The sequence below is a fragment of the Roseateles sp. GW821-FHT09H11 genome, from assembly GCF_059415845.1.
On the sequence record NZ_JBWKOA010000001.1, the window covers coordinates 572859 to 586733 of the forward strand.

General features: G+C 64.9%; 15 protein-coding genes and 1 pseudogene. 9 read left to right on the forward strand and 7 right to left on the reverse strand.

The window, feature by feature from the left end; translation table 11 throughout:
- Positions 1-50 precede the first annotated feature (50 nt).
- A complete protein-coding gene (locus tag AC07PR_RS02255) occupies positions 51-530 on the reverse strand; it encodes a universal stress protein (protein ID WP_495134255.1) in 480 nt (159 codons plus the stop codon).
- Between the two features lie 122 nt (positions 531-652).
- On the opposite strand from AC07PR_RS02255, the gene AC07PR_RS02260 reads away from it, so the two are divergent.
- Positions 653-1018, forward strand: coding sequence for a hypothetical protein (locus AC07PR_RS02260; protein WP_495134256.1), 366 nt, complete (start codon positions 653-655; stop codon positions 1016-1018).
- Between the two features lie 176 nt (positions 1019-1194).
- Here AC07PR_RS02260 and AC07PR_RS02265 read toward each other — a convergent pair whose 3' ends face one another.
- The 3 genes and pseudogenes from AC07PR_RS02265 to AC07PR_RS02275 all read right to left on the reverse strand — a co-directional run.
- On the reverse strand, positions 1195-1962 hold the full coding sequence (locus AC07PR_RS02265) for a choice-of-anchor R domain-containing protein (RefSeq protein WP_495134257.1): 768 nt from the start codon (positions 1960-1962) through the stop codon (positions 1195-1197).
- A gap of 587 nt (positions 1963-2549) precedes the next feature.
- On the reverse strand, positions 2550-2723 hold the full coding sequence (locus AC07PR_RS02270) for a hypothetical protein (protein ID WP_495134859.1): 174 nt from the start codon (positions 2721-2723) through the stop codon (positions 2550-2552).
- A gap of 167 nt (positions 2724-2890) precedes the next feature.
- Positions 2891-3055: pseudogene (locus AC07PR_RS02275) on the reverse strand (DUF6933 domain-containing protein); the annotation flags it as partial.
- A 146-nt stretch (positions 3056-3201) separates the two neighbouring features.
- Between AC07PR_RS02275 and AC07PR_RS02280 the strand changes: the two are divergent.
- A complete protein-coding gene (locus tag AC07PR_RS02280) occupies positions 3202-3840 on the forward strand; it encodes a hypothetical protein (RefSeq protein WP_495134258.1) in 639 nt (212 codons plus the stop codon).
- Between the two features lie 69 nt (positions 3841-3909).
- Here AC07PR_RS02280 and AC07PR_RS02285 read toward each other — a convergent pair whose 3' ends face one another.
- Positions 3910-4827 (reverse strand): LysR family transcriptional regulator, encoded by a 918-nt coding sequence (locus AC07PR_RS02285; RefSeq protein ID WP_495134259.1) that lies wholly within the window; start codon positions 4825-4827, stop codon positions 3910-3912.
- Between the two features lie 189 nt (positions 4828-5016).
- Between AC07PR_RS02285 and AC07PR_RS02290 the strand changes: the two genes are divergently transcribed.
- From AC07PR_RS02290 to AC07PR_RS02315, 6 genes are all read left to right on the forward strand, one after another.
- Complete coding sequence (locus AC07PR_RS02290) at positions 5017-5940, forward strand: dihydrodipicolinate synthase family protein (protein WP_495134260.1); 924 nt, start codon at positions 5017-5019, stop codon at positions 5938-5940.
- A gap of 167 nt (positions 5941-6107) precedes the next feature.
- Complete coding sequence (locus AC07PR_RS02295) at positions 6108-7211, forward strand: porin (RefSeq protein WP_495134261.1); 1104 nt, start codon at positions 6108-6110, stop codon at positions 7209-7211.
- A 108-nt stretch (positions 7212-7319) separates the two neighbouring features.
- Positions 7320-8291, forward strand: a complete 972-nt coding sequence (locus tag AC07PR_RS02300; RefSeq protein ID WP_495134262.1) for a Bug family tripartite tricarboxylate transporter substrate binding protein — start codon at positions 7320-7322, stop codon at positions 8289-8291.
- A 650-nt stretch (positions 8292-8941) separates the two neighbouring features.
- Complete coding sequence (locus AC07PR_RS02305) at positions 8942-10135, forward strand: elongation factor Tu (protein ID WP_495134263.1); 1194 nt, start codon at positions 8942-8944, stop codon at positions 10133-10135.
- A 726-nt stretch (positions 10136-10861) separates the two neighbouring features.
- Complete coding sequence (locus tag AC07PR_RS02310) at positions 10862-11344, forward strand: GreA/GreB family elongation factor (protein ID WP_495134264.1); 483 nt, start codon at positions 10862-10864, stop codon at positions 11342-11344.
- Complete coding sequence (locus tag AC07PR_RS02315; RefSeq protein WP_495134265.1) at positions 11344-12027, forward strand: glutathione S-transferase; 684 nt, start codon at positions 11344-11346, stop codon at positions 12025-12027. Before AC07PR_RS02310 ends, AC07PR_RS02315 begins: the two co-directional genes overlap by 1 nt.
- Positions 12028-12320: 293 nt before the next feature.
- Here the strand turns inward: AC07PR_RS02315 and AC07PR_RS02320 are convergent, their stop codons facing one another.
- Positions 12321-12860, reverse strand: a complete 540-nt coding sequence (locus tag AC07PR_RS02320; RefSeq protein WP_495134266.1) for a hypothetical protein — start codon at positions 12858-12860, stop codon at positions 12321-12323.
- A gap of 139 nt (positions 12861-12999) precedes the next feature.
- Between AC07PR_RS02320 and AC07PR_RS02325 the strand changes: the two genes are divergently transcribed.
- Positions 13000-13593, forward strand: a complete 594-nt coding sequence (locus AC07PR_RS02325; RefSeq protein WP_495134267.1) for a hypothetical protein — start codon at positions 13000-13002, stop codon at positions 13591-13593.
- Between the two features lie 39 nt (positions 13594-13632).
- Here the strand turns inward: AC07PR_RS02325 and AC07PR_RS02330 are convergent, their stop codons facing one another.
- Positions 13633-13848 carry a putative motility protein gene (locus AC07PR_RS02330; protein ID WP_431103573.1) on the reverse strand — a complete coding sequence of 72 codons (216 nt, stop codon included), beginning with the start codon at positions 13846-13848 and terminating at the stop codon, positions 13633-13635.
- Positions 13849-13875: the final 27 nt, after the last annotated feature.

Here is a 13875-nt window from a genome sequence, read left to right on the forward strand (position 1 = left end):
GCCCAGGGCGAGGACCAGCGCCAGCGTGAGGGCCAGGATGGCGCGCCAGCTCATGGCTGCTCCCCGGGCAAGCGGACGTCCTGCTTCTCGGGCGGTCCGACGAGCAGTACCGGCAAGGTACTGTCACGAAGGACGATCATCGCATCGCTGCCCACCAGCATCCGCGACAGGCCGCGGCGCCCGTGCGTCCCCATCACGATGAGATCGCACTGGCGCTCGAGCGCCTGCTTGACGATCTCTGCGCCGGCATGCGGCTCCAGGCACTCCCTGAGCACGATGGAGACTGGAATGTGGGCTTCCTGGACCTGCAGGGCCGCTGAAGCTAGCAGATCGTTGGCGACAAGTCGTCGCGGCTGCAGTTCCCGTTCGAGCTCGCCGCTCCATCCGGAATGGCCGAAGAACGGATAGACGTCCAGCACATGCAACAACGTGATGCGGGCATCCAGTGATGTCGCCAGGCCGATGGCTTCGCGCAAGCCGCGAGCGGAGGTTGCGCTGCCATCGATGGGCACAAGCAGGGATCGATACATGGAGATCTCCAGCGGCTTGAGGACACTTCGCGCCGCCGCCGCCGGGCAGGGCCAGACAGTTGGCGGATCCGAGCCCGGGGACCGGATGTCCTGAAGCATGCATCGAAGGCGCCGCGGGGGAATTGATCTGCCGCAAACCTGAGGCGGGCGGCTCGGCACAGTCGCCGCACCGGGCCACGCGCACCTTCATCCTCGCGACCAGCCATCGCCTGCCGGGCGTGCCGAGAAAGCTGAGAGTCGGCGGCAACGTCAGCTACCAGAACCGCACGTCGATGGACGTGATCTCCAAGCCGGTGCTGACGCAAGGCGGCTGCACGCTGCCGGGCCCGCTGGGCCTGCTGGCGCGGTATGACGTGACGCGGCAGCTGAACGTGTCGCTCAACGTCGAGAACGTGACCGACAAGACCTACATCTGGATGAGCGGGCAGTCGGGGTACATGTTCGGAACGCCGCGGAGCACGTGGGTCAGGGCGAACTACAAGTTCTGACGGGCAAGGACTGACCCTCGGGTGGCGATCGACACGAGGCGCCGGACACAGGCACCAAACCGTGTCCAAGGCGCGCTCTAGGCTGGGTTCGGTCTTTCACTGAGCGCCAATAAGCATCGGCGATCGACCCTGAGCGGTTTTCGGGCTCCTTGAACTCACCGCCTGGAATCGGGCGCTCAGCGTTTGAATGCTGCGGTCACCGGAGGCGGACCGCTGGCATGAACGGTCGCCCATTCATTGGGTCGGCACAGCCTTGGTAACGTGTTCCTCTTGCGCAAACCAACCAGCACCATAAGACCGACCAATAAGAGTGCCGATGTTGAAGGTTCGGGCACCGGCACCAATGTGCCTTGAACCTCGATCCGATTGATCGCGGAATGGCCGGACCAATCTTCCCCCAGTACCCCAGGAAGTCCATAGCGACGCGGGGAACTGGCGCCCCAACCAATTGCTGAAGCGCCGGTTTCCGAAGAAAAGTAGTACGGTGGATTCGGAGCACGCACCTCAAAATACTGCACAGGCTCAGGTCCAATCGCTCGAAAGACGATCCAGTAGGTGGTGCTCGGGTGCATGAACAGACCAACAGAAGCCTTAAACGTGTAGTCACCCTTTTCGAGAACGTCACGAGTGGCAAGGCTTCCGATCTCCTCGCCTGGGAGGAGCGTCCCGGTCTCGTTGTTGAAAAGGCTGACCTCGACTTGGCTCGGGCTCGAACTGGCCAGTCGCATCGTCACCGAATCCAGCTCATACACGCTTTTCGAACCCGTCGTGAACGAGAAAGCCTCCCAGTTGGAACTGGTAATCCCGTAAGTCCCAGGCAGCGCGGAGTCCCCACCACCTACCGCGTAACTCGAAAGCACAACCGCGCAATGAGCAATTCCCGTCAGTCCTAACGAACCAACCAATAACAGCGGTGCATAACAAGAACGCGGCGATAGAGACATGGCTAACGACCCAAGGCGACAGAATCATGGCGTCGCGAGTATCCCCAGAAGGGGATGAGTCGTGACCCCTCATCTAAGTGCTTTGAGTCTCGGCATCGTCCAGGAGCGATCGGCCCGACTCACCTCCTATGATTCGCTGGCAGAGATTCGTTAACTGTTAAGCAGAAGCCGCCGTTGGCGTTCTTCTCCTCTTGGCCGATTCATGTCCTTCACGCGTTGCCTGCCATGTCCGCTCCCGCATGCAGGTCCTAATCAGCTGTAGCGCCGCCGCCGCGATGCCTCAAGGCGATGGGGCTCGTCCCAGGACCTCTGACAATTGAGCGCCCTCGCCCTCCCCCTCTGGCGGATAGTGGTACCACGCCTCATGCGGCGACAACTTGCCGCAGGCGATGCACTGCGTCTTCTCCCACTGATGACCGCAGCCGGGACAGAGTCCACGCGTCCAGAACGTGTTCCAGACCGTGCCGCATGAAGGCACGCACTCCCACTGATCCTCCGGCCGTGGCCGCCACTGGCACTCCGGGCAAAAGATCTCGGCTTTGTCCTTCATGCGTCGCTCCGATTCAGGTTGCTTGTTGTCTCAGTGATCATCGGCTGCTTGCCGCAAGGAGCACGCGATGGGCGGCGAACGCCGCGACCGTCGCCCGATCCGGGACTTCGTACTCGATGAGTTTCAAGGGCGTACGTGCCAGCGCGAGAGAGTGCTCCAGCAGCGATCGATCTGCAAAGTCGGCCTTCTCGAATTGAAGCTGATACGCCAAGTCGTTGATCGACCCCAGGATGCGCCGGCTTGCCGACGACCGATTGCTGCATGGCGTCGAGCTCGGCGACCACTGCGTCGGCGGGCACCCCCACGGACACGAGCACGGGTTCCAGCGCCTCGATGAACCTCTGAACGATGGACCGTCCCTCCCGTGGGCAACACGACGGGCAGCAAGGTTCGCTCGCTGACGGCGAGCACGGTCTGGACCTGCCCGACGTGGACCAGGTGGGCGTACCAATCGCCGAGAATCCTCTGTGGCGAAACAGGCTCCGGCTTGGGCTCAACCTTGATCCTGTCGAGAAGCTTCCGGGTGCAGCGGAATGTGAACACGGCGCTGAAGCGGCGGTTGAAGCGGTCGGAGCGTATCGGGCATCAATCGAGTGAGCACGCGTCGCTCCCCGCGTGAGGGCGTACATTCCGGCGTCATGCGATCGATCCCGAATCGAGCAAGCGAATCAATAAGGGACGGAGGACTTTTGTTCGGATTCTTCAAGAAGCGGCGGCGGACTGCACCGCCCGCGCTCACGATCTCGTCGAAGCAGGTACCGCTCGACTGGGACACCTGGCGAGCCAGCTCCGCGAACCGCCCTCAACTGGGCGACCAGGTGCTGAGCGCCCGCTTGGCCGAGACCGTCGCCTGGTGCGACTCGCTCAGTTCACTCGCGGACTTCAAGTCGGCGGCACTGAGGCCCAGTCTGCTTCAAGACAGCATGGACAGCCTCGTCTGCGATCTCGGCAAGAACCGTCAATTTCAGTTGCGCCACACCAAGGTCCAGGTCAGATACGGCTCACCGGTCTTCACGACCGGAAGGTTGATGCTGTACTTTCCCGACGAGAACCTCTCGGACGGTTATGCGGAGATTGTCTCGGGCGGTTTCTTCGACGTGGACAACGTACCGGCCTTCGACACCTGGGTGTCGTTCTTTTCCGAGGAGGATCATCCTCGGACATCCGCCCGACGGTATCTGCTTTGTTATGTGCCCCCGCTGATGACTGTCGCGGCAGACGCGGGCATCGAAGGCAATCCCGAATCGTGCATCCAGTGGCTGGAGCGATCGGATGTTTCGATTCGCCAGCGCCTCAAGGCGCTGACGAGGGTCGCATCGCACGGATAGGCGATCTGAAGTTCCGAGGTCCGGGCATCGATTCGCAAGGGCGACTCGTGATGTCGGAGAGAGGCCGCCTCATCCAGGCTCGGAGAGCTGGTTCCTCCAGGACTTCACCAGCGCCTGGATGGTCTGCGCGACCACCTTGCAGGCCGGCGTGAGCTTGCCGTGCCGTGGCGTGGCCAGCGTCACGTGTCGCATGAGGTCGGGACGCACCAGCTTCGTCGCATGCACCTTCCCGGCCCGCAGGTCCTCCGCGAAAGCGTAAGGGCCGAGGATGGAGTACAGCCCCGGCTGGTTGGCCACCAGCGTCCGTTGGACGGTGAGCGAGTCGGCCTCCGCCACCGGCTCCAGCTGGAAGCCAAGGCCTCGGGCGGTTTCATCGAGCGCGTTTCGCCAGTGGCTCGGCCGTCGCGGAAGCACCAGGCGCAGCCCCTTCAGACGCGAGAAGGGCAGCGTTGGCTGCTGGGTGAGCGGGTCGCCAGGCGCGCTGACCAGGTAGGTGCTGACGCTCGACAGGAGCTTCTCATCGCGCCCGGAAGGCTTGCTGAAGCGGAACAACACGGCGAGGTCCAGTGAGCGGCTGTCCAGCAGCGCATCCAGCTCCGTTCCCTGCGCTTCCACCAGGTCCAAGGAAATGCCCGGATGCTCGCGCTGCAGCTGCTCGAACAAGCGGGTGGAAAGCGGATGAGCGGCCGTGGGGATGATGCCCAAGGTCACCCGACCCACGATGCGGCCAGCGTCGGACTTCAGCTCGAGCTCCATCTGCTCGGTCTCTTGAAGCCAGGGACGCAGCCGGGCAGCGACGCGCGCGCCGAGCTCGGTGACCGCGACGCCGCGCCCAGTCCGCCGAAACAGCGGCCCGCCGTACCCGGATTCGAAGTCCGTGATCTGGCGGCTGATGTGCGACTGGGCCGTCTGCCGATGCGCCGCCACCTTGCTCAGGCTGCCGGCCTCCACCACCTCGAGGAAGAGCCGTACCGCTGCGATGTTCATGCGCGTCTCCGTGAGATATGCCAATTCTGGCATGTCTGATTCATCTGATCTGTGGCTATGCGGATGGTCGCCGGATTTCTACATTCACTCCCACCGACCCGTACCCCGTTGCCGGCGCGAAGCCGGCGAGAGTGACAAGACGGCCAGGTTCATCACCCACCCTCGGCACTGCGACATCAGGAGACATCCATGCAAGCCCCCGACCTCCGCGGCCTCGTGCCCGCACCCGTCACCCCCTTCACCCGCGACGGCGCCGTCGACTACGCGGCCATCCAGCGCCTGGGCAGCTGGCTGGGCGGCATCGACGGCGTCAAGGGCCTGACCGTCCTCGGTCACGCCGGCGAAGGCACGTTCCTGGAGCGTGACGAGCAACTGCGCGTCATCACGGCCTTCCGCGAATCCGTGGGCGACCGCCTGCCCATCATTGCCGGCATCACGCTGGAAGGCACGAGCGTCGCGGCCGAAGAAGCCAAGCGCGCGGTCAAGGCCGGCGCCTCGGCCGGCCTGGTGTACCCGTCGCATGGCTGGCTGCGCTTCGGCTACCAGGACGGCGCTCCGCAGGACCGCTACAAGGCCATCCACGAAGCCAGCGGCCTGCCGCTGATCCTGTTCCAGTACCCGGACGCCACCAAGGCCACCTACAACCTGAAGACGCAGCTGGAAATCGCCGCGCTGCCGGGTGTCTTCGCAATGAAGAACGGCGTCCGCAACATGAAGCGCTGGGACACCGAGATCCCTGTCATCCGCAAGGAGCGCCCGGACCTGCAGATCCTGACCTGCCACGACGAGTACCTGCTGCACACCATGTTCGACGTGGACGGTGCGCTGGTCGGCTACGGCGGCCTGACGCCGGAGCCGCTGATTGAACTGATCGCCGCTGGCAAGGCCAAGGACTACGTCAAGGCGCGTGCCATCCACGACCGCCTGCTGCCCGTGACCAAGAACGTGTACCACCGCGGCAGCCACATGGAAGGCACCGTGGCGCTGAAGCACGGCCTGGTGGCCCGCGGCATCCTCGAACACGCCACGGTGCGCAGCCCGCTGCTGCCGCTGGCCGAAGGCGCCGGCGAGGAGATCGCCGCGGCCCTGCGCTCGGCCGGCCTGGTCAAGTAGGCGCAAGACCTGGCACCGCGGGGAGCGGCTACGCCCTTCCCCGCCGTGCCGTCGGTGGCTCACCACCGGCATCCGTGGCGCGCCGGCGCTCCGTGGCACGAAGAAGACTTCGGCCACCCGGCACCCCCTAGACGTCCGGCGAACAACGCCGGCAGAGGAGACAAGACATGTTCCGATTCCCCGTCGCCGCATGGGCGGCCGTGGCTGGGATCGTCGGTGGGCAGTGCCATGCGCAGACCTCGGTCGCGTTGTCTGGCACGGTCGACGTCGGCGTCCGCCACGTGAAGAATGGCCGGCTGGGCAGCATCGACTCCGAAGTGAGCGGCGCCAACACCACCAGCAAACTGGTCGTCCAGGTAAGAGAAGCGCTCGGCGACGGCTTGAGCGCCGGCATCTATCTCGACAGCACCCTCCTCGGCGACACCGGCGCCGTGAACACACCGTTCTGGGACCGGCGAGCCACCGTCAGCCTCGCGCACGACCGCCTGGGCGAGATCCGCCTGGGCCGCGACTGGGCGCCCACGCACATCCTCTGGTCCGACATGGACCCGTTCATCACCCTGGGCATCGCGGGCGCCAACAGCTTCCGCTCTGTCTTCGCGTCGCGCGCCCTCGGCCAGGCCTTCGGCGTGAGCGCCGATGCCAACCAGCTCAACCCCACTCTCCGCATCGCCAACACCGCGCAGTACTTCCTGCCGACCGGTCTTGGCGGCCTCTACGGCTCGCTGCTGGTGAGCGCTGGTGAAGGCGGTGCCGCCGGCGCCGGCTCCGCGAAGACCGATGGCGGACGCCTGGCCTGGCGCGGCGAGCAGCTGATGGTCGGTGTCGCGCAGGTCACGACCCGCAACGCCAACGCCGGCCGCGACTTCACCGACCGTGTCTGGGGCTCGTCCTACGACTTCAAGGTCATGAAGGTGAGCCTGGGCCAGCGCCAGTGGCGCTACGGAACAGACAAGACCACGAACACGCTCGTGGCCGCGCTGGTTCCCCTCGGCTTCGGCGACCTGAAGTTCTCCGTGCTTCGCGCGGACCAGAAGGGGGCGACTGCGGCACAGAGCTCCAACGATGCGACCTTGATCGGTGCCGGCTACGTGCACCATCTGTCCAAGCGCACGGCGGTGTACGCGCATGCCTCACGCATCGCCAACAAGGGCGGCGCCTCGTTCGCCGTCACCGGCGGTCCTGCGGTGAGCGGCGTCGCCACGGCAGCCAACTACTTCGGAGGCCAGAAGTCGACGGCCTTCGAAAGCGGCATCCGGCACAACTTCTGAGGTCGGCCCCATGGCGAGAACGATGATCGAGACGCCCGACCAGGCGCTCGAGGACCTCTCGCCCTGAACTGCGACGACCCCCAGAGCAGAGAAAAGCAAGGAGACACCATGAACTTCGTCAAAGTGCTGGCCACCCTGATGGCCAGCGCCGTGATCCCCCTGACGGCGCATGCACAGGCCTTTCCGGAGAAAGGCAGCACGCTGCGCATCATCGTTCCGTTTGCAGCAGGGGGCGGCGTGGACAACGCGGCCCGTCTGCTGGCCGAGCAACTGCGCAAGCAGCTCGGTACTCCCGTCGTCGTGGAGAACAAGGCCGGCGCGAGCGGCACCCTCGGCGGCAAGGCAGTTCAGACAGCGCCGGCCGACGGCTACACGATGCTGTTCTCCGCGGCCACGCATGTCCTGGCCAAGCAGGTGATGGCGACGCCGCCCTACGACCCGCAGACCGACTTCGTCCCTGTGGCGCGTGTCGGCGAAGCGCCGCTCATGCTTGTCATCGCACCGGGGCTCGAACCCAAGACGCTGGCCCAGATGATCGTCGCCGCCAAGGCCAAGCCCGACGACTGGATGGCGGCCATTCCCGCGGCCGGTGCGCCGAGCCATCTGGCGACGCTCCTCTTCGCGAAGCAGGCGGGGCTGAAGCTCACCTACGTGCCATACAAGGGAACCCAGCCGGCCCTGGTCGATGTCGGCGGCAACCACGTGAGCCTGCTGATGGACTCCATGGTGTCGCTGCTGCCGCTCGCGAAGTCCGGAAGGGTTCGGCCTCTGGCCATCACCGCGGAGAAGCGAAGCCCGCTGGCGCCGGACGTGCCGACGATGCAGGAAGGCGGCCTCAAGGCATTCAAGTACGCGTCCTGGTACGGCGTCTGGGTCCCGAAGGGAACGCCCGAGGACCGTGTCGCCAAACTGAGCGCGGCCGTGACGCAAGCGTCGACGGAGCTGGGACGCAATGGCGCTTACGCGGCGATCGGCATCGATGCGATCGCTGAAGGCAGTGCGCAGTTCAAGAAGTTCATCGCCGCCGACGTGGCGCTGGGCGCGGAGCTGCTGAAGAGCTCAGGGTTCAAGCCGGAGTGACGGGGCGGACCAGCACGGCGGTTGGCGCAACCTCCACCTGGGCAGCGCCCCCGGGCGCACATGAACCGCGACACGCCGACTGCTGCGCAAGCACAACGCCTCCGTTGCTTCCCGCCCATCACGGTGTTAGCCTCGCGGCCCTATGCAGCAGTTCCTGACCTTCCAACGCGCACAAGCCGCAGCCGAGACCCGCACATTCGCGGTGGATTCGCTGTGCGCGGCGTATGACGCAGCACTGCTTCCCTAGAGCCATTCCATCCGGAGGCTCGGCCTCATGAGTTCAACGAAACCCGGTAGGCCACAAGCCACCGGGTTTTGTTTTTTCCGTCCTCCGTTGGAGACCCAGGCCATGAGCCTCGATCGAGATTCGTCCTCATTCTTCGCCGCACGCGCTGCCAGCAGCGCCGTGCTGTGCGTCCCCTTCGTGGAGTGGTTCGTGTAGACCTCTCCGGGCCTGCGTGTGCCTGGAGGTCCATCCTTCAGGCGAGATGAAAAGCCTGCCGGGTGGCCCACACCCCGCAGGCTTTTTTGCTTTCGTCCGCGCAAGCGGGCACCCAGGTCTGGCGCGCGCGCCGACAACCCCGCCGACAGGTCCACCTGGCCAGTGGACCGAACCGGCTTTTCACTCATCAACGAACTGGAGAAACATCATGACCACCAAGGTCCACGTCAACGTCGGCACGATCGGTCACGTCGATCACGGCAAGACGACGCTGACGGCCGCCCTCACCGCCGTGCAGGCCGCACGCTTTGGCGGCCGCGCCCTGTCCTACGGACAGATCGACAACGCCAAGGAAGAGCGCGAGCGCGGCATCACGATCAACACCTCGCACGTCGAGTACGAGTCGGACAGGCGCCACTACGCGCACATCGACTGCCCGGGCCACGCCGACTACATCAAGAACATGATCACCGGCGCCTCGCAGATGGACGGTGCCATCCTGCTGGTGGACGGCACCGAAGGCGCCGCCCGGCAGACCATCGAACACGTGCTGCTGGCGCGCCAGGTGAACGTGGGCCACATGGTGGTGTTCGTGAACAAGATGGACCTGGTGCCCGAGAGCGACCGCACCGACATTGCCGAGCTGATCGAGATGGAGATCGGCGCCCTGCTGGCCACCCATGGTTATCTGGAGCCCGCCTTCGTCTTCGGCAGCGCCATGAAGGCGCTGGCTGCGGCCGAGCGCGGCGAGCTGGATGGCCCGGACGTGCAATGCATCGTCGAGCTGGTGAACGCCCTGGACGCGCGCATCCCTGACCCGGTGCGCGACTACGCCAGCCCGTTCATGATGCCCGTCGAGGCGGTGCACACCATCGCGGGCCGCGGCACCGTCATCAGCGGCCGTGTCGAGCGCGGCGTGATCCGCGTGGGCGACTCTCTGGAGATCGTCGGCCTCAGCTCGTCCGGCGACGACCCTGTCGTCGTCACCGGCGTGCAGTCCTTCCACAAGGACGTGGCCGAAGGTCGTGCCGGCATGAACGTGGGCCTGCTGCTGCGCGGCGTCAAGCGCGATGATGTCGTGCGCGGTCAGGTCGTGGTGAAGCCCGGTGCGCTGAAGCCCTACCGCGCGGGGCGTGCCCAGATCTTCGTCCTCAGCAAGGAAGAAGGTGGCCGCCACACGCCGTTCGGCTCGGGCTACCAGCCGCAGTTCTTCTTCGGCCCGACTGACGTGACCGGTGTCATCAGCGTCGACGCCGACGCCGGCGTTGTCGAACCCGGCGCGCAGGCCTTGATCAGTTTCGAGCTGAACAAGCCCGTCGCGATCGAGAACGGCATGCGGTTCGCCATGCGCGAGGGCGGCAAGACCGTCGGCGCTGGCATCGTGACTGAAGTGCTCAGCTGAAAGGCTCAGTTGAAAGGCTGAGCGCTCCCCGCCCCTGTTGCTTGCTTGTCAGGCAGCAGGGGCTTTTTTTCTTCGGCCGCTACTCGACACCTTGCTGAGCGCCCTCTGCTGGAACAGGCATAGGCGCCGCCTTCCTGAAGAGCCTCGGATAGAGTGCTCCATTCCACGAAGGTTGGCGAAGGAATCCAGTGACTGACACCCCCATGGCACTTCCTGAACGATTCGAAGTGCAACGATCCGAACGATGGGAGTTTCTTGCCGCGCCTTGGCTGTTCATCGCCTTGGCAGCGTTCTTCGTCGCCATGCCCTTCCTTCCCGGCGATGGGAAGCCGCGCAATGAAGCTTTCGTGTTGGGCTTCGCTGTCGTCGGTTGTCTCGCCTTCAGCGTCTGTGCGTGGTACGCCCGGCAGCTCGTTCGACAGCCTGGTCGGGGGCGGGAAGCCAGTGAAGCTCAAGGCGCTTGGCGTCCAGGCCGTGGAACTGCATCAGGTGCTTCAGACTTGCACCGGGGCAACGCCTGACCCTCCCAGGTGCCGTGGAATGCCTCCACGAGCACCGCCGCCCCTGCCCAGCAGCGCTTGCAGCAGCGATGCTTCGCTTTTCCTCGAAGACCTATCATCAACTCGCTCACGCTCCGTGACACGAAGCGGTCATCGGCTCAACTGACTGGGCCGTGGCATTCACACTCAAGAGGCCTCCGCTTGTTCGAGATGCCTACCTTTCATCATGGATAAATTCTTGCTGCAGCAGCAGGTGCTGGAACGGCTTGCCGAAGACCTGCTGCAAGCCGAACAGGCTGCACGCGTGGCGCATGAAACGGCGACTCACGAAGAAAACATCGCCGAGAACAAGTACGACACGCTGGGTCTCGAAGCCGCCTACCTGGCCACCGGCCAGGCTCGTCGCGCCGAAGCCATCCGCCAGGCGATGGCCAATTGGCGCCAGTTCCGCCCGCCCGCCTACGACGCCAGGTTGGGCATCCAGATCGGCGCGCTGGTCTGCCTGGTCGATGCCGATGACAAGCAGCAACAGCTCTTCCTCGGCCCGGATGGCGGCAGCATGAAGTTGGTGAGCGGCGCTCAGCTCGTTCAGGTCATCAGCAGCGAAGCCCCGTTGGGCAGGGCCATGCTGGGCAAATGTGAAGGTGATGAGGTGTCGATCCAGGTCGGTTCAATCCGACAGCAGTTTGAGGTGATGTGGGTTCATTGATGCTGACACCGCACGCGCCACTCGCCACCCCAATTCCGCAGTTGCCGCGGCTCTACACCTTTCGCCGCTGCCCCTACGCCATGCGCGCACGGATGGCGCTGCTGCAGGCCGGGCGGGCCTTCGACGCGGTGGAGGTCAGCTTGCGCGACAAGCCGGCAAGCTTGCTCGCCTTGTCTCCCAAGGCGACGGTACCCGTGCTGCAGTTGCCCGATGGCAGCGTGATCGAGGAGAGTTGGGACATCATGCGCTGGGCACTGGCTGCGCCCGATGCGCAGGGCTGGTGGGCGCGGGCGCAATCGCCCGCGAACCTCGACCTGGTACAGCGAAACGACGGCGACTTCAAGCATCACCTGGACCGCTGGAAGTACCCCCAGCGCTACGCGAGTGAGACCCTCACGCCAGACGCACACCGCGACAGGGCGCTGGATGTGCTTCTGCGGCCGTTGGAGGCACGGCTGCACAGCGAGCCCTTCCTTGGCGGCGCCACGCCATGCGCCACCGACTTGGCAGTGTTCCCCTTCGTCCGCCAGTTCGCCGCAGTGGAGCCGGAATGGTTTGCAACGTTGGACTTGCCATCGGTACGGTCCTGGCTGAACGGCTGGCTCGACAGCCCGCTATTCGTTTCGTGCATGTACAAGTTGCCCGCGGAAGGGGCGAATCGCTTTCCGCCGCTCCAGCGATAGCCGACAGACTCCTTCGGGAAGCGCAGCTGGAGTCTGCGCCTCTGGAACGCCGCATGAAGTCAAGGCTTGCGCATGACTCGCTGCCGGTAGCGGGTGTCCTCTGCAGCCTTGAACTCGAGCTTTGCACACCACGTCAAGAAGTACTGAGCGTCTTCGCTGCCGCACGGCACGCCGTCCACAACCAACCCGGACCGTTCAGCGAAGGCCGCTGCAGACCTGATCGTCAGAAGGGCTAGCAGCTATCGAAGACAAGTCTGGCGTCGGGCCAGTGCGTTGCACACGCACCGAACGCCCTACTTCGTCCCGCTCAGATAGGCGCCCACGAGACTCTTCGCGATGTCGCTCGCCACCAGGCGATCCAGGGTCTCCTTCGTCAACGGGTCCGCCTGCTCCTTCTTGAACGTCTCCTGACCAATCGCGTAGCTGGTTCCCGCCGGGGATTCCCGCTTCTCAGCGGTGACCGGATTGACCCGAAGCGTGCTCATGAACTGATGCGTCTGCTGATCCGCGTACATGGAGGCACTGACGATCAGATCGCAGCCTTCCTGTTGAGCCCTTTTCAGGAGGCGATCCGTGTTGGCAGCCATGTCGGTCGCCTCCACGGGATGGGGCATCTCGATCACCTTTCTGCCGGCGCCCTTGAACTCCGCGGACACGAACTGCCCGAAGCTGTTGTTCAGTTGATTCCACATCCGATTGACCTGCGGATCGCTGGAGGACATGTTCTTCCCTCGGCTGAAGACGACCACGCATTTGGATTCGGAAGCCTCCTGCGCGTGTGTGGCGCCGGATGCCAATGCCAGAAGGATGCTCAGCGAGAAAGTGAAGCGCATGGTGGTCGGTGCGAGACGGGGCGGACCGGATCCTAGCCGACGCGGCGGAGCGACAAGCCGCGGTGATCGGGGCACACTGCGTGAGCCCGCGAATCGCACTGGTCCGATTCGCGGTATCTCTTCCTCGTGGACCACGCAGATGCAACACCTGACCCGATGCATGGCGTCCTTGCTCATCGCGGGATATGCCGCCGCTTCTTTCGCGCAGTCCGCGGCCCGGCAGGATAGCCAGGCCGCGTCAGCCAGCGACCCCATCGACTGCGCGACGAAGTACAACGAAGTCGGTCCGGTGGCGACCAAGCTGCCGTATTGGGAGTTCGACCAGACCGAGAAAGGCTGGCGCTCGCTGGGCAACTGCTATCCGGAACAGACGCAACTGCTCAAGCGCTACATCAAGCGCCAGGAGTACGAAATGCGCGGTGTGCGCTGGCACCTCGCGCAGACGCTGGCGATGACCGGTGACAACGCTGCGGCCGCCGAGCAGGCCTTGCTGTCGGTCAATCCGGACGAAGCCACCCAGACGCCTGGTTTCAGCTGGAACACCTACGTGCTGGCGACGGCGGCCTTCCTTCGCAAGGACCGGATCGCGTTCGACGTGCAGTACGAGGCCCACCGCCGCGCGACCGAGACCAACGCCGAGAACGCGACCAACCTGAAGGTGTTGGCGGGACTGGCGGCGTGCTTCGACAAGCCGTACCGGGAGGCCTACGGCAAGTGCAGACCCCGCGATTGACCCGGCTTCCCACCCGCACCGGGTGGCGAAGCGACCGGGTCAGGCGTAGGTGTTGATGTTGCGGCCGAGACTGCCTTCGGTGGCCAGGGCAGTCGGCTGCGGCAGCGCCGCCAGCAGCGCGGCGGCGCCGGCTTCCTGGACGTCCATGGCCTTGCGGAGCACCAGCAGGCCGGCCGCGTTGCCGACCGTGCCTGGCGTGCCGTTGGATGCATTGCTGACCGCCGCGGCGACGCTGGGGGAATTGGTGATGACCATCCCTGCAATATCGGCGATTCCTGCGCG